The 22,928-nt window shown below is 40.1% G+C and carries 10 protein-coding genes; 1 reads left to right on the top strand and 9 read right to left on the bottom strand.

Annotated elements, in window-relative coordinates; all coding sequences use genetic code 11:
• Nucleotides 1-404: 404 nt before the first annotated feature.
• Complete coding sequence (gene rsd / locus JQC92_RS04180) at nucleotides 405-872, bottom strand: sigma D regulator (RefSeq protein ID WP_204998467.1); 468 nt, start codon at nucleotides 870-872, stop codon at nucleotides 405-407.
• A 327-nt stretch (nucleotides 873-1,199) separates the two neighbouring features.
• Between rsd and hemE the strand changes: the two genes are divergently transcribed.
• Nucleotides 1,200-2,264, top strand: coding sequence for a uroporphyrinogen decarboxylase (hemE, locus tag JQC92_RS04175; RefSeq protein ID WP_204998466.1), 1,065 nt, complete (start codon nucleotides 1,200-1,202; stop codon nucleotides 2,262-2,264).
• A gap of 53 nt (nucleotides 2,265-2,317) precedes the next feature.
• Here hemE and JQC92_RS04170 read toward each other — a convergent pair whose 3' ends face one another.
• The 8 genes from JQC92_RS04170 to JQC92_RS04135 form a co-directional block, all read right to left on the bottom strand.
• Nucleotides 2,318-7,405 carry a hypothetical protein gene (locus tag JQC92_RS04170; RefSeq protein WP_204998465.1) on the bottom strand — a complete coding sequence of 1,696 codons (5,088 nt, stop codon included), beginning with the start codon at nucleotides 7,403-7,405 and terminating at the stop codon, nucleotides 2,318-2,320.
• Nucleotides 7,406-7,771: 366 nt separating this feature from the next.
• Nucleotides 7,772-9,691: a bifunctional diguanylate cyclase/phosphodiesterase gene (locus JQC92_RS04165; protein WP_204998464.1), complete on the bottom strand. Its 1,920-nt coding sequence runs from the start codon at nucleotides 9,689-9,691 to the stop codon at nucleotides 7,772-7,774.
• Between the two features lie 6 nt (nucleotides 9,692-9,697).
• The gene (locus JQC92_RS04160) at nucleotides 9,698-10,405 is read right to left on the bottom strand and encodes a transglutaminase-like cysteine peptidase (protein WP_204998463.1); all 708 of its coding nucleotides are present in this window, start codon (nucleotides 10,403-10,405) and stop codon (nucleotides 9,698-9,700) included.
• Nucleotides 10,406-10,714: 309 nt separating this feature from the next.
• On the bottom strand, nucleotides 10,715-11,323 hold the full coding sequence (locus tag JQC92_RS04155; protein ID WP_204998462.1) for an OmpA family protein: 609 nt from the start codon (nucleotides 11,321-11,323) through the stop codon (nucleotides 10,715-10,717).
• Nucleotides 11,323-12,753, bottom strand: coding sequence for a TolC family outer membrane protein (locus JQC92_RS04150; RefSeq protein ID WP_204998471.1), 1,431 nt, complete (start codon nucleotides 12,751-12,753; stop codon nucleotides 11,323-11,325). Before JQC92_RS04150 ends, JQC92_RS04155 begins: the two co-directional genes overlap by 1 nt.
• Before the next feature lie 21 nt (nucleotides 12,754-12,774).
• Nucleotides 12,775-14,157, bottom strand: coding sequence for an HlyD family type I secretion periplasmic adaptor subunit (locus tag JQC92_RS04145; protein WP_204998461.1), 1,383 nt, complete (start codon nucleotides 14,155-14,157; stop codon nucleotides 12,775-12,777).
• Nucleotides 14,154-16,331, bottom strand: coding sequence for a type I secretion system permease/ATPase (locus tag JQC92_RS04140; RefSeq protein WP_204998460.1), 2,178 nt, complete (start codon nucleotides 16,329-16,331; stop codon nucleotides 14,154-14,156). Before JQC92_RS04140 ends, JQC92_RS04145 begins: the two co-directional genes overlap by 4 nt.
• Nucleotides 16,332-16,477: 146 nt before the next feature.
• Nucleotides 16,478-22,921, bottom strand: coding sequence for a VCBS domain-containing protein (locus JQC92_RS04135; protein WP_338049490.1), 6,444 nt, complete (start codon nucleotides 22,919-22,921; stop codon nucleotides 16,478-16,480).
• Nucleotides 22,922-22,928 lie beyond the last annotated feature (7 nt).

Here is a 22,928-nt window from a genome sequence, read left to right as displayed (position 1 = left end):
GTTTTTCCTGCTTTAGATATTGAAACACCATGGCAATGAGGACATTGAACATCTATAGAGTGACGCATGATATGCTCTAAAAGAAATGAAACTAGCGTGCAACCATCATAGATCAATTCACGCTATCAGCCCACTACCGCTGTTTTAAAGGTGTTTATCTAAAAATGCACTCAACTCTTTAAATAAAATTTTACGGCTTTCTTTATCATCAAAGTAATGGGTGCCATCTTTGATTTCCACCCCACATTTCGCACGGTCATTTACAGTTGATTGCTCGCTATAAGTTTTAAGCTATGTGGTAAAGCCTGATTTCTTCCCTGGGATTGAAGGCTTATAAAACCAAAGCCCCGCTAAATGCGGGGCTTTTATTTAAAAAAACAATTAAAAACTCAGAAAATTAAAACCTACGTATAATATTCATGTAGCACTTCAAGTAACTCATCTTCGTATTTAAAGCGGTTCTCAATTGAGGGGCCCAATATAGATAAATCATCATCGAGTTCTAATAAAATATTCTCACTTTTTGTTGCTGAATATTTATCATTAAAATCTAAAACAAAGTCAGTGCTGTTGCTGATTTTTGGAAGAAGTTCCCTTGCGAGTTCTTGGCTCGTTTCACCATGTTTTTCGCAAGCTGTGACCACCTGATTATAAATTTCGAAGTGGCCTTCTGAAACATAATCGACCAAAGCATTGCAAAAGGCTTTTATGTTTTCTTGAGGTGGTAATGAATTTTCAGTGTTTTCATAAGGTGCAAGCCCAGCGACTTGAAAATAATGAACTAAGAGAGTACGACGATTGCTTAGCCACTGATCGATGAGTTTATGGGAGCCGCCCCATTTTTGTTCGGCCTTCTCTAGCTTTCTTAGCATCTTGTATCCCGTTAGTATATTTATTCCCTACATCCTAATGTAAGTAACAAATCGATATTTAATCAACCTTTTTCGTACGCTTTATTATCCGAAATGAGGTATTTTATGGGTGGTAAAACCAGTACTTTGATCTTGATCACATCTACAGTTAATTTTAGACGATCTTTTTAAAATTATTTTGTTTTGAAATATAAATAAACTGTGAGTAAAAATTACAGATCTTGATTTAGCACAAACAGACTTAAAATTTTGCTGCTACATACGTCACAATATCAGGTAAACTAATGCCCCTAAACATGAAGTTAGATTTTGGTAGGAATGAGCCTGATGGCAGAATTAAAAAACGATCGTTATTTAAGAGCTTTGTTAAAGCAGCCTGTTGATAGAACCCCTATTTGGATGATGCGTCAGGCTGGACGCTATTTACCAGAATACAAAGCGACTCGTGCTCAGGCTGGTGACTTTATGTCTCTTTGTAAAAATACAGAACTTGCGTGTGAAGTAACGCTACAACCATTGCGCCGTTATGACTTAGATGCAGCCATTTTGTTCTCAGACATCTTAACGATTCCTGACGCAATGGGTTTAGGCTTGTATTTCGAAACTGGTGAAGGTCCAAAATTCGAACGTCCATTAAGCAGCATGGCGGATATTCAAAAACTTGCAGTGCCAGATCCTGAAGATGAACTCGGCTATGTAATGAATGCCGTAAGCACGATTCGTCGTGAGCTTAAGGGCGAAGTACCGTTAATTGGTTTCTCTGGTTCACCTTGGACACTTGCTACTTACATGGTTGAAGGTGGTTCGAGCAAAACCTTTGAAAAAATCAAAAAAATGGCTTACTCAGAGCCACAAGCATTACACCTATTGTTGGATAAGCTTGCAGATTCAGTAACTTCATACTTAAATGCACAAGTCGCTAATGGTGCACAGTCACTGATGATTTTCGATTCTTGGGGGGGTGCGTTATCCCATCACGCATACCGTGAGTTTTCATTACGCTACATGCAAAAAATCGTTGATGGCTTAACTCGTGAAGCTGATGGCCGTAAAGTGCCTGTTACTTTATTCACTAAAGGTGGCGGCTTATGGCTAGAAGCAATGGCCGAAACTGGCTGTGATGCTTTAGGCTTAGATTGGACGGTAGACATTGGAGATGCCCGCCGTCGTGTGGGCGAGAAAGTGGCTCTTCAGGGCAATATGGACCCATCGGTGCTTTATGGAACCCCAGAGCGTATTGAACAAGAAGTGAAAACGATTCTTGAAAGCTACGGTAACGGCACAGGTCATGTATTCAATTTAGGTCATGGTATTCACCAACACGTTGACCCTGAGCACGCTAAAGCCTTTATCGATGCTGTGGTCAAGCATTCAGGGCAGTATCATACATAAATCAATTATTGTTTAGGCTATCCATCTATGAATAGCCTAAACAACTAAAATTATTATGCTTTTCCCTGAGTTTCCTTAACCCAATTTCTTAAATACCAGCCTGTTCTTGTTGATTGAATTGAGTCGGTATTAAGTACTAATGATTGCCCTCTCTCAGTGCTATCTTCATTTTTTTGTGGATCAAAATACCTAATAGGACACCATTGTTCTTCTGTTACATGTTCTTTTTCTGCTATGAGCTGAATTTCTTGACCAACAGCAGTTAGCTTGGCTATAGGCATTGCTAGTTTTTGATTGAACTGAATAATAGTATTCATAGTAAGCTCTCTTTCATCTTCATCAACTTGCTCTGTAGATTGAAGATCAAGCGATTCAACTGCTGCAGAACTCAATGCTTGCAAATAGAATGTTACAAAGCTTGTTGCAAGTAGCATTTGGGCTTTGGGATCATCAAATTTAAAAGGCTTCTCGATACCATTAATTTTTTGAATACCATGTTGACCAACCTCGGCTTCTGTTTCACTACCTTTTCTGAAAGAGCTTAACACTTTTAACATCGAATGTTTATTAACTGAATTTATGATCAGTTCTGGCGGTACAGGGACTTCAATATTATTTAAAATTGTTTTTCCACCGCACATATCGATTGGCTCAGCAAAATTTCCTTGCGTAAATGGTTCAGTTTTACTAAGTCTTCGTATTAAAGTCTTAAAGGCTTCTGCACAGGCGGTCATTTCTTCAACTGATAAAAGGCCAAATTGAACGTCTGATACCAACTGGCATAGCTCATCAGGATGTTCTTTGGCTAATAGTGTTAAAAACTTCGGTGTAAATGGTGATTTAACGAATTTAATTACCTCTTCAAATTGCTCCAATGAACATGTGCTCGATGTGCCAATTAAGCCCACTTTTTTTGCATAAGCGATAAACTTCTCTCTATATTTAGGGGTAATATTTACTGCAGGGTGCTCAAGAAGTACTTTTCTTAAGTGAGGATAGTCTTTGGCCTTCAATGTTCTAAGATCAATACAAGAATTTGCAATTAATTTCATAAATGTATCTTCATGATGCTCTGCGATATATAAAACCACTTCACGGCTCAAAGGGTTTAAACAAAACTCTGCAGCCTTTCTAAACTCCCCATCTTCGAATTCATCAAGGTCTTTAATTATTCCTAACTCTATAGCGACATTATATATAATGGCTTTATCTTGAGGAGGGATGTTAACCGAGCAATTCTTTGCAAAGTTTTTGGCAATTTGAGCTTTTTCAGCTTTTGTCAACCTGCTCGTCTCATCATGATTACATACAACATCAACTCCCTCAGCTTTAAGTAATACCTCGTAATAACCATTTCGAACAATTGTACTTTGTTTTTCAGCTTTAATAGAAACTGAGCGCTTCATTGTACTCATCGAGCTGCCACTGATGCGAGATAATACTTTTTTCTTTCGGTTAACTTCATCATGAATGTATTTTTCTTTAAACTTTTCTTTCACTCTCACGGGCGAATCAAACTTAGCTTTCGACTTGTGAGACGTTCTTTCTATAAGATCTTGCCTTCTTTTACAAATAGAAGCTGTTAGCATTTGCTCCTGACGAGTATTTTTACGTTCTGTGAAAACATCGATACTAACTAAACTCTTCTGAGTCATATGCTCACTGACTTTCTCAGCCTCATTAAGCCAATATTGTTTTCGCCTTAATAGTGAGATATGTTCCTTTTCAAGCTCAGCTAAGTTAGTGCTAAGCGTCGCTGTAACTTCATTTTCTTGAGTTGGTGTATCCGTCTCTTGCTTCTCAGTCTCGACACTTTCCACTTGTGAAGTGAGTTGAGAGTTAAGCACCTCGAACTTTTTCCTATTTTTTCTTATGGCAGTTTCTGACTCTTTGATTTCTTTTTCAAATTTTTCAAGTGAAAATTTACTTAAACCAAAAACTTCTTCCATTAATTCCCCACAATCAATGGGATCAATTTCAGAAACGCCTAAACGTCGTCCCTCTATTACGACACTTTCGGAAAATGATGTTTTCTCTCTTTGTTTTATACCTGTTTTTTTCCTTAATTCTAATCTATCAACAACTATAGCTTGGGTCTTTCTTACTGAAGATTCATAAGGGTTTAGCTCATTTGCTAAGTTTACAAAAATGCCTAAAGTAGATATTTCTTCAGTGCCTTCTCCCCTTATCTCTTTTGATTCAAACTTTGCTCGAGTATCATGTAACGATAAAACATATCCGCCCATTGTCGCTTTACCACCACTGCGTATCCTATGATCTTTAGCTGATGATTCAGTTTCATCTTGGCAAGAATGCATAATAGCTCTGTGTGCCATAAGATCGGCAAGTCCATTTCGTAATTGGGATTTTTCTAGCCCAGTAAAGCTCCCTACTCTTTTTAAGTCCTTTGAAACCTCAAGTAAAAATACTGCAATCCATTCATCCACTCCTGAAGGTTTTATCGACTGCATCGCCATTTTGTATGACCTAATAATATCAGGGCTGAGATCTACTCCACCTTCTTTTAAACTTGCCTCTCTAGGCTCTACAAGTATTGATGACATATGCTGCGAGGGAATAATGGATGAAGTCATGGAATCGCTTGATGTGGGTGATATAGGATGCCCAATAGACTCCGTTGTTACCGAACCAGAACTCAACATAAGTGGAGGTACAGACATATGTATACCATGCCTTTTTTCAGAGCTAGGAGCAGTCATTGATGCCTTCACTCCCTCTCTCCACTCAGGGCATACAGAGCCTTCAAACTCATTTCGATCAACTTTTATCCACGAGCCCCCTAATTCAGTTGAGCTTTGTGTTTCAGACTCTTCATCACTGGACTCATAGTTTTCATTTAGAGTAAAAGCATTTTCAATTATTCTTGAGCTACGCTTGTATTCCTCATTCAGTTGTGCTGAACTGCTTTTTGTCGTTATAGAATCTGAACTTTTCTTCATAATAGAAGTAGTTGGAATTCTCCGTTGAACCGTTTCATGGAAACCTGTTATTCTACTTAGAAATTGAGGAGAAGTGGGCGACGCCTGATGTACGGACTCAGCTTTATGGCTTGATTCATCTTCTTTTATTTCCTGAAAAATCTGGCTAAGTTTTTCAGATGACGGTTTAATTTTAAATTCTTCACGATACTGTTGATCTTCAGGGCTAACATATTGCCATTCCTCAATACCACGAAGATAATTCAGTAATTCATCTCTTTTCCTGCTTTCTAATTTAGAACAGATTATCCAAACGATTTGCTTCGATTCCTCACTACCTTCTTCTAATAAAGGAATAATGATTTCGGCTATGTAGCTTTTATCCTGAGCGACTAAGCTGTCTATTAACTCTAGAACATTATGATGACGAAAAAGTAAACACTTTACTTTTGGTGTCGCTTCATCCAGCTCCCCTAAAGTATTTTCGTAATCCCTTTCACCAATTAACTCTACAATACTCTCGTAAACTTCACGTTCTGTCGGGGTTAAATTGTTAAGTTCTAATTCATATACAGAAGCTAGGGCCTCTGCTCCAATTGCGTTTATTGATGGTTCCCCATTAACTACTCTGCTAGAAATAGATTCAGTAACTTTTTCTGGTTCTAAGATAACGGCCGTATCAACCATTGGATTAGGAGAAATACTTAAATTAGAAGCCGTTGGTTCAAATGGTCCAGTTAGATTTTGACTTGGTTCTTCTGGCTGATTAGCTTCATCACTTTTGAATGAAGAACTAATTCCTTCTTGTTGTTTCACCTTTTTAGCTGTTACTGGTGATGTTTCAACTTTAACAATAGCTGCTGGAGGAATAGTTTCCCCACGACTAACGATTAATTCTGGATTAGCGAGCTGAGCCGAACTATTACTACGCACTAGTACTGGTGAAGGGTTAATTGGACTTTGGCCCACTGAATTGACACCACCTTCTTGACCGTGGTTAAGCCTTGGATCAAACTCGCGCAATTTTCGGCCCAGACTTTGGCAAATAGGTAGACGTTGTTTTTGATATGAATGAATTTTACCGCTATTTATTAAGTCGCAGGCTTGTTTGAATTGTCGGCATGGCCAAATTAATGTTGCTCTTGCACTCTTTACTTTGTCTATAGGTAAGTTTTTCAGTAATGTTCTGCAAACACTTGGGCGTAAACCGGAGTTTAATAAATTTGCTAATAATGGTGCATCCCAGCCAGAGAGGATTTTATTAATATCCTTTATAATTAATCCTCCATTTTCAACTGTTTCTACAACATCATAAGCTCTCCTCCACCATGTACCAGGTATATTTATTGATTGTTCTGGAGCAGTTAGCGCATCCCCTTGTGAGTAGTTGTCTATGGTTTTATTCATGAGTTTAACAACTCGTGCCTGATCGTCTAGACACAACCTCTTTGCGCTTTCTTTTGCTGAAAAAACAGATAACACCTCTCTAGCATCAGCCTCAGGTATTAAGCAGAGCACTGAAGCACAAGCAGCTTGAACTTGACTTAGAGCATGTTTAGTAGAACCTTTCAACCAAATATCTGAGCGTAAAACTCGAAAAAACTCATCTCTGTTTACACTATTTATAAGCTCACAGATAAGTGCTTTTGCAAGCATTGGATTTATTGCAGCAAGTTGAACTAAAATTTTGTCTGATACTCTTTTTCCATCAGAACCTTGAGAGTGTTCAATATCTCTAATTTTATTAAAAAGTTTCTGAGCTCTGTCAGTTGATACAAGAGATAAAATATCTGCCGCTTTTGCAGGGCTAAGGAGTAAATTACTTGCAATGATAGAATCATCAAATTTTTCTGTAGCTAATACAGTATTTAATACTTGTTGACTTGTTATTCTAGAACTTGTTTTATTAGTTTTTGTCGTAACATAAGGAGAGTTAACAAAAAAGCGAACTTGACACGTTTTTAATATTCCCTCTTGAGTTAATTTCACTCTATATGTTTCATTAACGTTATTAACGCTTACTGTTAATTCAAAAACTTGCTCATACGTTTCTTTATTGATTATGTCTGGAGCTTGAGCATCTACACGATAATTCCTGTCCTTAATAGACACTCTAAGTTCAGGTAGATGTGGGGCTTCCCCACTCACAGCCCCAGTGGTAGTTAATACAAGCCTATTTGGACTAACATTAGCTTCAGCCACATAACCTCCTAATCATCATTCACAACAGCAATTCTGCCTTTATGCAATTCTGCCTTTATGCAATTCTGCCTTTATATAGTGAATTAAAGCAAAGAGACAAAGTTTGTGCCTTGATTCTCAACTATATTTAATCAAACAAATGAATCTGGTCAACTATGGCTTGATTACTTTATCTGTTATTAACAAGTAATAATTAGCAACAAGAAATACATAACCACATGAAGTAAAAGAATTTTAAATATTGTGTATATAATGAAAGGAAGAAAGTGAAGATAAAAACAGTAGAGGTGTCTTTTTATAAGATTATAAAATATTAATGTTATAAAAAGACACTTTTGTTTATATATTATCTATAAAAATCAACTGCTACTTAATCTCACAAGGTGGGTGAATAAACCCTTGATAACCATCGATATCAAACTCTGAGAACAACTGCAATTGCTCTTCGTTTTCAATTGCTGTCACAATGATTTCTGTATCAATACCTTTTGCCACATTGACTAAGGCTCGACACATTTCTCGCCCTTCTTGCTCTGTTAAACTTGTTGTCACAGACATATCCAGTTTCACGTAATCTGGGTGAATGTTTTGCAAATATGTCATTGAGCCTAGTTGCCTACCAAAATGATCGATACCTACTCGTGCTCCACTTTGCTGAATCAATTCACACAATTTAATACACGACGTCATGTCACTGTAAACAGCGGCTTCTGGTACTTCGAAGCATAATTTATGTTTACCGAACACCTTAGATAAACGTTGTTTCAACCAAGCGTGAAACTCTTTATCTCTGATACTTTGTAAGGTTAAATTGATAGCCAAAGGCTCTGCTGATTGAGAGAGCACATCGTGCTCAATAATGGAGTCAATCAAGTATTTATCTAGGCGACTACCTAAAGATAACATCTCAATATATGGCATAAATTGCCCAGCATGAACTAATTCATCATCAATTTCGAGTTGACTGTAGACTTCGCGATGCAATACTTTTTGATTCACGACAGAATGAATCGATTGCCATCTAAATCTAAACTGCTTGTTGGTAATGGCATTCGTTAACTGTTCGCGCCACTGCTCGCGATTTAGGCTTTGCTTTTGATCAGCAGCTAATAATACATACGTCTTACCTTGCTGAATCGCCTGTTGCAATGCATTATCAGATTGAGCCAATATATCAGAAGTTTTCATCCCTTCTATGCGCTCAGCAACACCCATCACGATTTCTTGGTTCGCTTTACCTCCGGCTTTAGTGATCTCTTGATTCATCACTCGAATTAAAGTTTGCAGATAATGTGCTAACTTGCCCGAGTCGACATCACTCACTAAAAACGCAAATTCAAATGCGGCGATACGAGTGACCACAGATTGTGCGTCACCTTTTAATTCATGTTCTAGCGTTCTAGCCAAAATGCGAATGGTTTCGTCACGCACTTGATAGCCATACTTTGAGTGCACAGTTTCCAACCAATCTAGTTTCGCAAGTATTACTGCACCACTGCCAGGCTCGGCTAACCAGCTGTCTAGCCTGCTCATCATGTACTGACGGTTAGGCAAACCAGAAACATTGTCGATAAGATTCCTTTCTCGTAAATTAGAGACTTCTTGATCCAATGTATTGAACACTTTACTTAACTTGCTCGACATACTATTAAAGGCTTTTACGACGTCTTGCAGCTCTTTGGTTTTTGGCAGCGGTATATCTGGACCAAACTGCTGTTTCTCCATACTTTTAGAATGCTCAGCTAGACCATGAAGTGGTTTCAATAAAAAACTCAAACCAAATCGAGCACTGAATATAGCGATTAAGAATAGAATCGAAAACAGAATAATTGCATTTTGGAGTATTCGCCAAAGCTCATGATAACCAAACCCTGGGTGTGCTGTGATCTCAAGTGTGGCTAACTGCAACCAGCCTGATGTAACCGTACTTTCAAGCGATATTGGTCTAAATAAATTTAAATCCACAAACCACTGCGGCACTCCTTGAATCTCTACAGGGTTTTGCCAAACTTGTTCTTTTCCATCAACCAGCCATTTCAGCTTAACTTGTTGATAAAAACCACCTTCGAATATTACATTTATTAAGGTTTCGGCCTGTGCCAAATCTCCGGCTTCTAACGCAGGAACCAACATTAGACCAAGAGAATGGCTCGCATTGTTAATATCCGAAGTCATTTGCTTTTCAAGAAAGCTTTTTGTTTCTGTGAATTGAACGTATCCAAGGCTGATTACGACCAGTAAAAATAGTCCGAACAGCAGCGCATAGATTTGTCGAAACAGCGTCATAGTTTGCTACTCCAAGTTCAACTTAGGCAATCGTAGACGATTGACACCAAGTCGTTGATTGAGGTCGTTCCATTTTTTTAAGCGCGTAGCAGAACCTGCTAATACGCCCCGACCTTTCTCTTTATTAAGCCACAATTGCTTACCGTTAAAACTGTACACCGGAATTAAATCAGTACGCTTTGTTGCTGGTTTTATTTGTTTATCTAAGTTATCTAAAATGAGAGGAATTGAGCTCGGTGTTTCATAATACGCAAGCACCATATGGTATTGGTCTAGCGTATTGGCTTTTACCATAGTAATGCGCATCTTATCTTCTGGTACACCTAGCTGTAATAACGTGAAATACTTTGCAATAGAAAAGTCTTCACAATCACCGCCATTCACACCAATAAACTCCATTGGCGTTGCCCAATAGTTCGATTGCCCCCAAAGCTTGATATCATCAACAAAATTGAACAAATTAAAGAATCGATTTACCTGCTCTAATTGTTGTTTTTCGTGAATACCCGAAGCTTTATCAATGACATTAAACCAGGCTGATGTTCGCTTACCTGCTCGCTCTCCATAGCGTTTTTGTACCGTATTTATCGTTTTATTACGATCAATGTTAGGTTGTGAAGCACTGACAAACCCTAAGATCAACAGAGCCAGCACAATTGTGCTGGCTATTTTTAGTTGTTTCAGAACCTTGTACTTTCCGGTTCTACGACTCATACCACTTCATTATCCCTTAGAGGGCATTCCCAATTAACTATTTCGATTTGCTGTAGTAAACCTTTTGTTTATTCAAGGCGACAAATGTGAGGTGTATTCATTCTACATAAACATTCGACAACACAGAAAAAACAAAATATATACACAGCCCTTCGGGTTACGCCTAAAATTGACAGACTCTTCGTTACTCATCTCTCATTTAGCGTACTAAACTTCTTTCTTCGTATCTCGATTATGCCAATTTTACGCAGTAACAAATCGAAATGACTAATCGGGAATGCCCTCTAGTATTTACTGCAGAATAACGAATTATAATTTATCGTCTTGATCTACAGTATAAATTGTCCACTTATACGCTGCTGCAGTATCTTTACCTTGGATCTCAGCGACTACTCGACGATTCTTAGCATGTGCATATGCACTTTCTGAATCATCTATCAGCTTATCAAAACTATAGCCTATCGCTTCTAAGCGCATAGGATCAATACTAAATTTTTCTGTCAGTATTGAAGTTACGGCTTGAGCTCTATTTTTGGACAGTTCAAGGTTGTGCTGGTGACTCCCCGTTTTGCTACAGTGCCCTTCAATCACCACGTTTGTATTTGGAAACTTTCGCATAAAAGCGGCAATGTCTTCTAGCTGACCATAATATTTTGGTGCTAGGTAATATGAATCGTTCGCAAACTGAACTTTAAGCTCTTTACGCTCTTTGTTAGTTGCAACGGTTCCACAGCCATAATTGTCAATTTCTGCACCGGTTATTGTGCCCATACATTTCTCACGAGCAACAATAACACCATCTTTGTCTTGGTCATTTAAATCATGAACTTGGGCTGTTGCACCCGCCATGTCAACTGTGTCACGCATTGAGCAAGCCCCAAGACTTGCAACAGCGGCTAGTATTAGTAACGTCCTCATCACTTAACTCCTCCTGAGTGCTCTTCTTCGCCTTTCCATTCTGCAGGTCGTGTAACACGAAGCGAATCCAATAATTTACCGTTTGAATTCATCACACGATATTTAGCGATGATCTCATCATATTCAGCTTGTAAATAACTTTTACGAGATTCGAATAACTCGTTCTCTGTATCCAACAAATCTAATAAGGTTCTTTGACCTAAACTAAATTGTTGCTTATAAGCCTGTTGTGTTTGTTTTGAAGCTTTGACATGCTCACGGATGAACATTTTTTGTGGGCCTAATAATTCATAGGCATTCCACGATAAATGTACACCTTCAACCACTTGACGGTGAGCTCTTTCACGAGTTTCTTTGGATTCAGTAATGCGATAAGCCGATTCTTTCTCACGAGCTAAATCTTTACCACCGGCATAAAGGTTATAGCGCATACGAACCATCGCTTGATAATCATTACTATGACCACCAACATCATTAGGTGGAATAAATGCGTTGTTTCGACTTCCCGTTACGCCATCTTCACCATTCAGATCATTATTGAGGTTACCACTCAACTCTAATGTGAACTTAGGGTAATAGTTTGACTGAGCTGACTCTCGCTCAAACTTTGCTGCATTAATATCATTTGCAGCGGCTTTTAGCACTGGATGAATTTCATTTGCGGTCATTAAGCTGTCGCTTAAATCTTGAGGCATCATGTCCATATCAGGCACAGGGACGACAAGATCTTGTGGTTCAGTCTCAACAACACGAACGAACTGAGCTCTTGCATCAACAAAGTTATTTTTAGCGGCGATGACATTAGCATTAGCACGCGCTACACGCCCGGTAATTTGCGATAGATCGGCAACGGAGCCTAGGCCTTGATCTGTTTTATGCTTTATTTGCGTGTAAATTTCTTTATGTGCGTGTAAATTCTTTTCTGACAAATGCAGTACTTCTTGAGCATGAATATAATTCACGTACACTTTAGCTACATCAAGTGCGATATCTTCTGCCGCAGCAAAAAGTGTCCACTGCTCTGCACTCGTTTCATAGCTGGTACGCTGAGATTCACTGCTAGTATAAAAGCCGTCAAAGATCAGCTGACGAATACTCACGCCAAATTCGCCTCGTTTTAGCTCTTCATAGCGGTCGTCTACTTTTACTGCAATATTCGAATCACGTCTTGTGGCAGGTGAATCCGTGTATTCATAACCATAGCCCGCTGTTAAGTCGACACTCGGTAAGTAGCCTGACCAAGCCTGATTATGCTGCTCTTCTCTAACCTTGAAGCGGCTATAAGCAATGCGAATATCAGGGTTTGTATCAAGTGTATGTGCCACCGCCTGTTCTAACGACTGACTATAGCCGACGGTTGGTAACAAACAAGCAGTCAAGGCAAGTGCAATCCGTTTGCGCTTAAGCTGCCTAATCCCTTTAAAGTCCATGTTGTTTCTCCCAGTTTCCATTTAGCGCTCTCTTAACGCTGTATCTTTAGCTCGTAAAATTGGATTCAATATGTATTCGAGGATGCTTCTTTCTCCTGTAATCACATCTACAGAAGTTAACATTCCTGGAATAATCGGCATATCAGTGCCGTCTTTCTTGGTTAAACTTGATTCGGCAGTCCTTACCCGAACCAAATAAAAACTGTTCCCTTCTTCATCTTGCGTAGTATCTGCACTGATATGTTCAACAGTCCCATCTAGGCCACCATAACGAGTGAAGTCATAAGCCGTTACTTTGACGACTGCAGGTAAACCTGGATGAAGGAAGGCAATATCTTTTGGGCTGACTTTCGCTTCTACTAGTAGCTGGTCTTCCGATGGAACAATCTCAATGATGTCAACACCCGGTTGTACGACACCACCAAGCGTATTGATATGAACGGTTTTAATTGTGCCATTGACAGGTGAAGTGATCACGGCTTTGCTTACTTTGTCTTGTGCTCCAACCTGTGCTTCGTTCATACGAGATAGCTTTGTTTGCATTTCATTTAACTGCGCACGGTTATCTGATGCGAAACTGAATACGGCTTCTCGACGTTTAAAAATGGCTTCATCTAATGCCGCTTTCACTTTTGGTCGCATAATACGGACAGTTTGTAGCTCGCCCTGCAAATCGTTTACGCTTCGTTCAAGTTTTAATAATTCAACCTCTGGAACAATACCTTTGTCAGCTAATGGCCGAGTTAACTCTAATTCTCGTGTCAATAATCGATAGCTGGTCGTGAGAGTTTTTATCTTGGACGCAATTTCTTGCATCTCCTGATCTCGTTGCTGAATTTGTCTTGCGAGAATTTCGAGCTGGTTATTAAGGTTGTTTAAACGTCCATCATATTCATCGAATTGCCTTTTGACGAGCAACGGTTCCTCAGTCAATAGATCTTCTGGGAAATTTGGTTTCGTAAATTTAACACCAACCTGCTTACGCCAATCAGTACTCGTATCCGAAAGGCGTATACTGTCCAGTTCAGCCTGCAAACGGATTACATTAGCTCTTAAACCCACAACTTCTTGTTCTTGCTGAGCAAAGTCAGATCGAAAACGAGTGTCATCAATACGTGCTATCGATTGCCCCTTTTTAACGACCATTCCCTCACGCACATACATCTCTTGTAATACGCCACCATCTAAACTTTGTATTACCTGAACCTGTGATGACGGTATAACTTTACCTATACCCGTTGTGACTTGATCGATCACTGAAAAAAAGGCCCAGACAAAAAAGCAGAACAACATTGCAGCTAAGGACCAAATGATCATCCTGTGAGCACTTGGAACGTCAGTCATCATCGCACCGTAGACATCATCAACCATTTCGAGCTCTTGGTTGGTTAGCTTTTTATTCATTGTGCTGACCTCCCTGCCAATTGCCCTTTATTTAACTGTTGTATGATCTTATCTTTAGGGCCATCGGCAACCACATGTCCATGATCTAATACGATGATTCGATCGACCAGTTGTAATAGATGCATTTTATGGGTGATCAAAAATAAACTTCTGTCTTTACTTACATGCGCCATCGACTGAATAAACAGCTTTTCTGCACGAGAGTCCAAACTGGCTGTTGGTTCATCCATTAACAATATTGCGGGGTCGTTTAGGCTTGCTCTAGCAAGTGCAACGGTTTGACGTTGTCCTCGACTTAATGTGTATCCGCCTTCACCAACTTGTTTGTCTAATCCTTCAGATTCAAGGTTAGTGAACTGATTAACTCCTGATAATTGAACCGCCCGGATCAGCTGATGTTCTGATACTTGCCGTGTTCCAAAAAGGATATTATCTCGAATTGAACCGTGAAAGAGGGTGACATCTTGTGGCAAATAACCAAAGTTACGTCTTAAATCACTTGGATGAACTTGTTCACCATCCATTCCATCGTATCTAAGGCTTCCCTGAGAAGGCTTGAATAATCCCAGCAGAAGTTTCGCTAAGGTACTTTTACCTGAGCCATTACGACCAATAATCGCAATTCTTTCACCTGGTTTAATTGATAAACTGATGTTTTTTAGAATAGGCTTTTCAGATTCAGGATAATTGAAACTCACTCTGTCGAGTTCTATTTTACCTTGGAGACGTTGCTTACTAGCCAAATGCCCTTTATCTTCAAATTCGTCTTCTTGTTTCATGATCTCATCAAGCTGACGCAGAGCACTCATTGTTGTGTTAGCACGAGTCATTAAACTCGCTAGTTGTGCCATCGGTGATATTGCACGACTTGATAACATCACTGCTGCAATAATCCCGCCCATAGATATATCACCGTCAGCCACTCGATATACGCCAAGAATAACGACTGATACCGTTGTCAACTGGACCATGAAGTTAGCCACATTTGACACGGAATTGGAGAGTTTTTTCGACTTTAACTGCCAAGTGGCACTATGACCTGTCATTTGCTGCCAAGTTTTTTGTAATACCCCCTCGGCGCCATTAGCTTTAATCGACTCTAGAGCAGATAAACTCTCAATTAAATGGCCATGTTTAAGGCTAGAAAACTTATTACCCTCATCAATGGCGGCTTTGAGCTTAGGTTGCAAATACAGAGTAAAACCAATAATAACGGCACCCAATAATATAGGAACAAAGACTAAATCACCTGCAACGAGCGCAATAATCGCAAGAAAGAATAATGCAAACGGTATATCAACCAAAGCAGTGATGGTCGCTGAAGTTAAAAAGTCACGAATGTGATCAAATTCACCCAATTGTTTAGCCATCCCACCAATACTGGGGGAACGTTTAGCTAAAGGAATACCAACCGCTTTTGCAAAAAGCTGTGAGGATACAATGATATCGATTTTTTTACCTGCGACATCAGTTAAGTAACTTCGTAATTGCCGCATGATAAAATCAAATAAATAGGCAATACCAGCTCCAATCGCCATCACCCATAATGAATTAAACGCTAAGTTAGGCACCACTTTATCGTAAACATTCATAATAAATAATGGGGAAACTAACGCAAAAATATTGACCAAAACGGATGCTATGAGTACATCCCGATAGATAGGTTTAGCCGCTTTTACGGTACTCCACAACCAATGGCCATGTTTTTCAGGAACATGAACATCAAATCCTTTATCTCCTCGATACTGTTGTTTTACCAGAAACAGATAGCCAACGTATAAAGCTTCTAAAGCTTCTATTGTCATGACCTGTTCGCCACCCGATTCAGGCAATTGAATCACGGCGTTATCCGCATCAAAATCAATCTCTCTGAGAATGCAAGCTTGTTTGTCTTTGAGCAGCAATACACAAGGGAACATCACCGCAGAAAGGTGATTTAAGCTTTTCCGAGCTAACTTGGCTGAAAGCCCTGCTCTCGAAGCTGCTTGCGGAAATAAATCTGGAGTTAAATTAGAGGACTGCAAAGGTAAACCTGCCGCAAGTGATTCACTTGAGCACGGGTTACCAAAGTGTTCTGTAAGCAACACTAAACTGTCGAGCAATGGATCAGCAAAAACTCTCTGCGATGCAGAAATTGTCCACTGTTCAGTTTTATCTGACGTTGTAGCAGGCACTTTACTCTCTGTTCCTTGTTATTATCTTTTATCCCTTAGTAACTACTTCCATCAATGACGACTTACCCAGTTCGAGTAAAATTTGAACTCGAACTAGGATATAGTTACTAGAGCCTAAGCCCTTTTAAATACAAGTTTACAAGTGGTTATGGTAATAACTCATCCGTTCTAAATGCGTCATTTTCATGCAACTCTTTTGGGCCATGGCTCGAGCTAAACCGAGAAACGTCACTTGTATTTGTTTCAATTAACTGACTTTGATCATCAAATTCAGATTGATAGCTTATCATACCAGTGTCTCCCCCTTGAGTGCCAACATATTGTGTCAAATTGTTGACGTCCTTAAGTTCAATCTCTTGAATAAACTCTGCAGTATCGAATTCTGAGGCTCTTATTTCACTGGTATTAATACCTTGAATATCATTCCCCATTTCAAAAATAGAGTGTCCTGTTTCTATTATGTCATCGAGTGAAATGAGCTTATCGATAAATGAATCAATAGACGGCTCTTGCCCTAGCACAGGTTCAAAATCATCAACATTCATCTCAATATCTACGACATCATTACTAACACTTTCTGTTAAGAGATTCGTTTGTGAGTTGTCAGCAAAGTTTAAGTTTATTGTAAAGTTTGCAGTTGTTGAGTCTCCGTCATCATCCTCAATGGTATATACAAAAGTTTCGCTTTGACCTAGAGGTATATCTGCAGCATTTTCAGTTAAGGTATACGTGTAGTTTCCTGACGAATTAATCACTAAGTCACCATAAATACCATTGATAGTAATATTAGAGCCTGTAATTAAATAGGTTGTGCCTTGGAAGAGCAGTTCTGTAACTTCATAGCCTTGATCTGCACCAAGTACGTTACCATCATCGGCTACGTTCCCTGTGACAGAAGGACGCTCATTGACCAAATCTATTTGAGCAACCAACTCAAACTCAGTCGATCCGCCTTCTTCAGTAAATACGGTTTCACCAATTGGCACAACATTGCCATTTGAGTCAACAAAGTCTAGTTTACTGAACTGATATTCATTGGCACCATCTAAGAAAGAACCAGTTACAGATAAAATGGTAATTTCGTCTGCGGGGTTCGGCGTTCCACCGGTTTCATTATGATCAAATACAACTTGAACAGAAACATCAACTTCATTGCCGCTTGAATCTGTAACACTGAAAGTAATTTCTAATGTAGCTTGGCCGATAGCACTGGCATAAACAGGATTATTAAGGTGAGTAAATGTACCCAGTAATAGGTCTTCACCAATTTCTAATGTTCCATCTAACCCTGCATCATTATCAACAAAGTTATAGCCTGACTCGTCAGAACTTGTAGACGATGAGCCCCAACGAATTTGGTCGCGTCCTCCGTCACCATTGCCATCATTAGTATTTACATTTGAACCACCCTGCCAAGCAACCCAGTTGGCAACCATGCCACTCATTGCGAAATTGTCGACGATAATATTCGTTTCAATATCATTAGCTTCAATACCATCATCTTCGACAGACACTGATAACACTGAAGAAGTAATCTCAGTATTGTTTGCTGATATGACATGTACGCCAACATCGATGTTTTTATCATCTTCCAAGTCGATAACATCATGATCAATTGGTTTCAGCAAAGTGGCCTCATAATCCCAATTGCCATCAAAGTTTTCTGGCTCACTGGTTAATTTAAGGTGTATTACATCATATGACGCAGAGTTATTAGTAGCTGCAACATATCCCACAAGCGTATTTGACTGTGCATTCCAAAGCCACTCTACAGCTTGACCTTGAGAAGTAATATCTTCTGGTCCTGTTAGCATGAGAGAAATCTCAGTTCCATCAGGATTAGAAACGTTAATCTGACCAACACCCGTCACTGAATCAGTTGTATCTGAATCTCCCGATTCATCAGGGGTTCCGAATTGCAGTCCTTCCTCAGAAACAGCACTTGAGTCCGCTCGTGTAATCACTATCGGATCTGGCGTTGGTGTCACTTCAATATTTAAGGTTGATTGCTCAGTAAAGTTATTGGCATCTTTCATTTGATACACAATACTCGGAACATTACCGTAATAATTTTCTGTAGGAGTGAATTCGTAATTGCCATTACTATCAAGACTGAAAATACCGACGTCAGTTATTGTGACGTCGTTGCCATCAGCAACGTACTCAGTAACATCACCAGCAATCATGAAGCTCAATACGGTAATTGGAGAGTGTGAGCTATTGCCATCAATCACATTCCCACTCGTTAACCCAGAATCTTCGACAATAGTGATAACTTCGTCATCATCAGTAAAGCCACTGACAAGCGGTGTGACTGAAATGGTTGAAACTGTATTATCGCCATCACCATCGGTTACATTGATACTAAATTCAAACTCAGAATTACTGCCACCAACTTGCATTTCTTCGTATTGTAAGAAATCCCACTCACCAGTTGCTGGAGTAAAAATAAATTCAAAAATAACATTATCGTTTGTGTCTACTCCGCGGATAATATTCCCAGACAATTCCGTTGTGATTAATTGACCGTCTATTGTTCTTAGCTCTCCTGATGTCAGGGATAAAAGCTCCATTTCTCCAGGTCCGTCAGCACCCCATATGGTTTCAAGCTCTCCATTGGCATAACCAATTACTGGATCAGGCTCACCGATAAACTCAACACTGGTAATCGTAAAGTCACTATTATCATTTGGATTATTCTTACCATTGTCGGTAGCTTTAATAATCATGGTATCAAAGCCACCTTCGATAGCTTCGAAGTTCGCAGCAAAATTACCGCTAGAGGTATCTGAAGTAAATGGTACCGAGGCAATCAATTCTCCATTGCGATAGAATTCAACGACACCGGTTTCGTCCTCACTACCACCAAACATGGCAGCAAATTCAATTTTCACACCGTACGCTAACGTATTGGTATCTAGAGTAAAGATAACTTCTTCTGAGGCAGACTCACCATTCAGAGTTCTAAAATCAATTTCACCTGCTATCGGATGATATGGAGCTCCTACACTTTGAACGCCAATTCCATTTCCATCACTATATAAAGTGGCATCAACTAGTGTGATATCGTCGCTCGACTTGAATCCTTTTCCTGAAATGGTAAACCCGTCAAAGTCCATTTCGTATGCATTCGTTAAATTGATTAGCGAGAAATTACCCACTAGGGTATTTGGTATATCCTGTTCAGTAACTATGACAGTTTGTTCATTTACAACAGCAGGGCGATCATCTTCAAAGCTTATTGAAATCGTTGCTGTATCTGTACCACCATTGCCATCTGATACTAGTAGCTCAAACTGACCTAATATTACATCTTCCACCGTTGTATCAGGGTGATCGATTGGCCCCTCTAAATTCACGGTATAAGTCCATATATTGCTACCAGCATCCGAAGGTGCTGTCAGTGCGATTGTGATAACTTTCTGATAGTCACCGTTAGCGGATGAACCAATCGAGCCTATCAAAGTATCGGTGTTAGGATCCCATGTCCAAGTGATAGGCATTTGTCCCGACGTCAAACTCAAAAGGTCTCCACTTTCAGAGAATATCGGAGACTCACCCATTGAGACTGTTAATTCATCGCTATCGATGTCTTCTATCTCAAAAGTTCCTGTGTTAACGGCACTGTTTGATTTGTCTTCTGGTGAACCTGTTTGATCTGGAATGCCTACGAAATCTTGGTCATCAGGTGTCAACCCCTCTTCTGATACACTTTTTGCCTCAACATTACTGATTTTAGGTTCATCATTGATACCAACTATCGTGATAGACACAGTCGTTGATGTTCCGTCGGATAGCGCCACTGTAAACGTCTTTAAAACTTCTTCGTCTTTAGCTAATCCATCAACGGTTGCATTTTGATTCAGCGTATACGTCCAGTTACCTGCGCCATCTACGCTAAAGGTGCCGTAAACGTCACTTACAGTGTTAGCTGCAAAGGTCAAATCTGGGTTATCAGCATCCGTTGCCGTTAGCGTTCCGTTTGCAAATAAGTCCGTGTCTTCTACTACGGTATCTGCACCCACACTTACTACTGGCAAATCATCCGTTCCGATTATCTTAATCGTTACTGTCGTTTCTGTGCCATCAGATAAGGCGACCGTAAAGGTCTTAATGAGTTCTTCATCTTCAACAAGCGCATCAACCGTCACATTTTGATTCAGCGTATACGCCCAGTTACCTGCGTCATCTACGATAAAGGTGCCGTAAATGTCACTGATAGTGTTGGCAACAAAAGCTAAGTTCGGATTATCTGCATCCGTCGCGGTTAGTGTTCCGTTAGCAAATAAGTCTGTGTCTTCTATTACTGTATCTGCTCCCTCACTCACTACTGGCAAATCATCCGTTCCGATTATCTTAATCGTTACTGTCGTTTCAGTGCCATCAGATAAGGAGACCGTAAAGGTCTTAATGAGTTCTTCATCTTCAACAAGTGCATCAACCGTCGCATTTTGATTCAGCGTATACGTCCAGTTACCAGCATCATCTACGATAAAGGTGCCGTAAACGTCACTGACAGTGTTAGCAACAAAAGCCAAGTCTGGGTTATCTGCATCCGTCGCGGTTAGTGTTCCGTTAGCAAATAAGTCTGTGTCTTCTATTACTGTATCTGCGCCCTCACTCACTACTGGCAAATCATCCGTTCCGATTATCTTAATCGTTACTGTCGTTTCAGTGCCATCAGATAAGGCGACCGTAAAGGTCTTAATGAGTTCTTCATCTTCAACAAGTGCATCAACCGTCGCATTTTGATTCAGCGTATACGTCCAGTTACCAGCATCATCTACGATAAAGGTGCCGTAAATGTCACTGATAGTGTTGGCAACAAAAGCTAAGTTCGGATTATCTGCATCCGTTGCGGTTAGTGTGCCGTTAGCAAATAAGTCTGTGTCTTCTATTACTGTATCTGCGCCCTCACTCACTACTGGCAAATCATCCGTTCCGATTATCTTAATCGTTACTGTCGTTTCAGTGCCATCAGATAAGGAGACCGTAAAGGTCTTAATGAGTTCTTCATCTTCAACAAGTGCATCAACTGTCGCATTTTGGTTAAGCGTATACGTCCAGTTACCTGCATCATCTACGGTAAAAGTGCCGTAAACGTCACTGACAGTGTTAGCAACAAAAGCCAAGTCTGGGTTATCTGCATCCGTTGCGGTTAGTGTGCCTTCTGCAAGCAGCTCAGTGTCTTCAATTACCGCTCCAGCATCTTCACTGATCACAGGTAAGTCATCGGTACCCGTTATCTTGATTTTCAAGATGGCCGTGTCTAAACCACCATTTTGATCGCTGGCGGTATAGGTAAAGTTTTCGAAGACGACTTCACCTTCTTCAAGTCCAGCTGTTACGGCACGGCTCTTGTCGAGGTAGTATGTGAAGCTGCCGTCGGCATTGAGTACTAGCGTGCCGTAAATACCATCAATACTTTGTCCTGCATCTACAATTGTGTCACCCAATTGAACTTGAGTGACGATGAGGTCGTCATTTTCAATGTCTGTATCGTTTTCAAGTACATTACCGTTAACCAATGTAGTTTGTTGCGCCGCACCATAAGCAGCATTTTGACCATAACTGCTAACAAACTCAGCTGTATTAGTATCGAAATTAAAGGTATAAATATTGTTATCAGAAAAAATGTATAACAACCCATCATGACCTGATGTTAATCCAAAATTGAGGGTGGAGCCGGTAACATTTTCTTTGATGATTGTAGCAAAAGCGTTGCCTGATGAATCAAAATCAATACGAGCTAAATGACCCAAGCTGGTCGTAAAATACATTTCTCCTTGATGGAAAACGATGTCACCAGCTGAATTGGCACCCAAGGTGTCAAAGGTGGCAACCACATCACCAAATTGACCACTATCACTTGTGTTTAATTGATAGAGGTTATCGCCACCTGATGCATATAAGTCACCATTCGGAGCAAACGTTAAGCCATTAGACCATGGCACTGAATCATTAATGACTGTCGTTGTACCTGTTATTGGATCAATTATGTACAGGGTACTGCCCGATATGCCATACATCACTCCTGAAGGTGAGATAGCTATATCTGTCATGTATTGATTCAACTGTACGACAACTTCATGCTCGCCTGTTGCAGGGTTGACACGTAATAAGTTTTTCTCACTATCAACAACATAGGCAGTATTGAATGGTGCATCAGGCTCACTCACTTCATAGCAGTCATCCTCTGCATCTGGGCGATCGTTGGTGCCAGTTACGGTAATGGTCACCGTGGTGTCACTGAAGCTACCGTTGTCATCGCTAACACGAATGTTATAGGTCAGCACGACAGGTGTATCACCTTCTTGCATGGCTTCAACAACCGGTGAGTCATTGAATAGGTTGAAGCTCCATTCGCCGGTTTCACTGTTGAGGATGAACTCGCCAAAGTCCGCAAATTGATCGCTGATGAGTGTCCAGCTTAAATCGCTTTGGTCGTTGTCGACGTCGGAGGCATTAAGATCGCCACTGACACTGGCCGTGCCTGGGATATCGTTGTTGTTGGCATCGACGCCCGCTTCATCTACGTTACCCGTTTGCGGGCCGTTTGAGACCAGTGGTCGATCGTTGGTGCCAGTCACGGTAATG

Origin of the sequence: Parashewanella hymeniacidonis, assembly GCF_016900895.1 — a bacterium.
Classification (GTDB): domain Bacteria; phylum Pseudomonadota; class Gammaproteobacteria; order Enterobacterales; family Shewanellaceae; genus Parashewanella; species Parashewanella hymeniacidonis.
Note: the sequence above shows the minus strand (reverse complement) of the source record. Positions and strands in the feature narration are given on the sequence as shown.

Coding starts and splice junctions, on each gene's coding strand:
- JQC92_RS04150 (WP_204998471.1), bottom strand. CDS start 12,753: ATGGACTTTAAAGGGATTAGGCAGCTTAAGCGCAAACGGATTGCACTT.
- rsd (WP_204998467.1), bottom strand. CDS start 872: ATGCTAAGAAAGCTAGAGAAGGCCGAACAAAAATGGGGCGGCTCCCAT.
- JQC92_RS04165 (WP_204998464.1), bottom strand. CDS start 9,691: ATGACGCTGTTTCGACAAATCTATGCGCTGCTGTTCGGACTATTTTTA.
- JQC92_RS04145 (WP_204998461.1), bottom strand. CDS start 14,157: ATGAATAAAAAGCTAACCAACCAAGAGCTCGAAATGGTTGATGATGTC.
- hemE (WP_204998466.1), top strand. CDS start 1,200: ATGGCAGAATTAAAAAACGATCGTTATTTAAGAGCTTTGTTAAAGCAG.
- JQC92_RS04155 (WP_204998462.1), bottom strand. CDS start 11,323: ATGAGGACGTTACTAATACTAGCCGCTGTTGCAAGTCTTGGGGCTTGC.
- JQC92_RS04160 (WP_204998463.1), bottom strand. CDS start 10,405: ATGAGTCGTAGAACCGGAAAGTACAAGGTTCTGAAACAACTAAAAATA.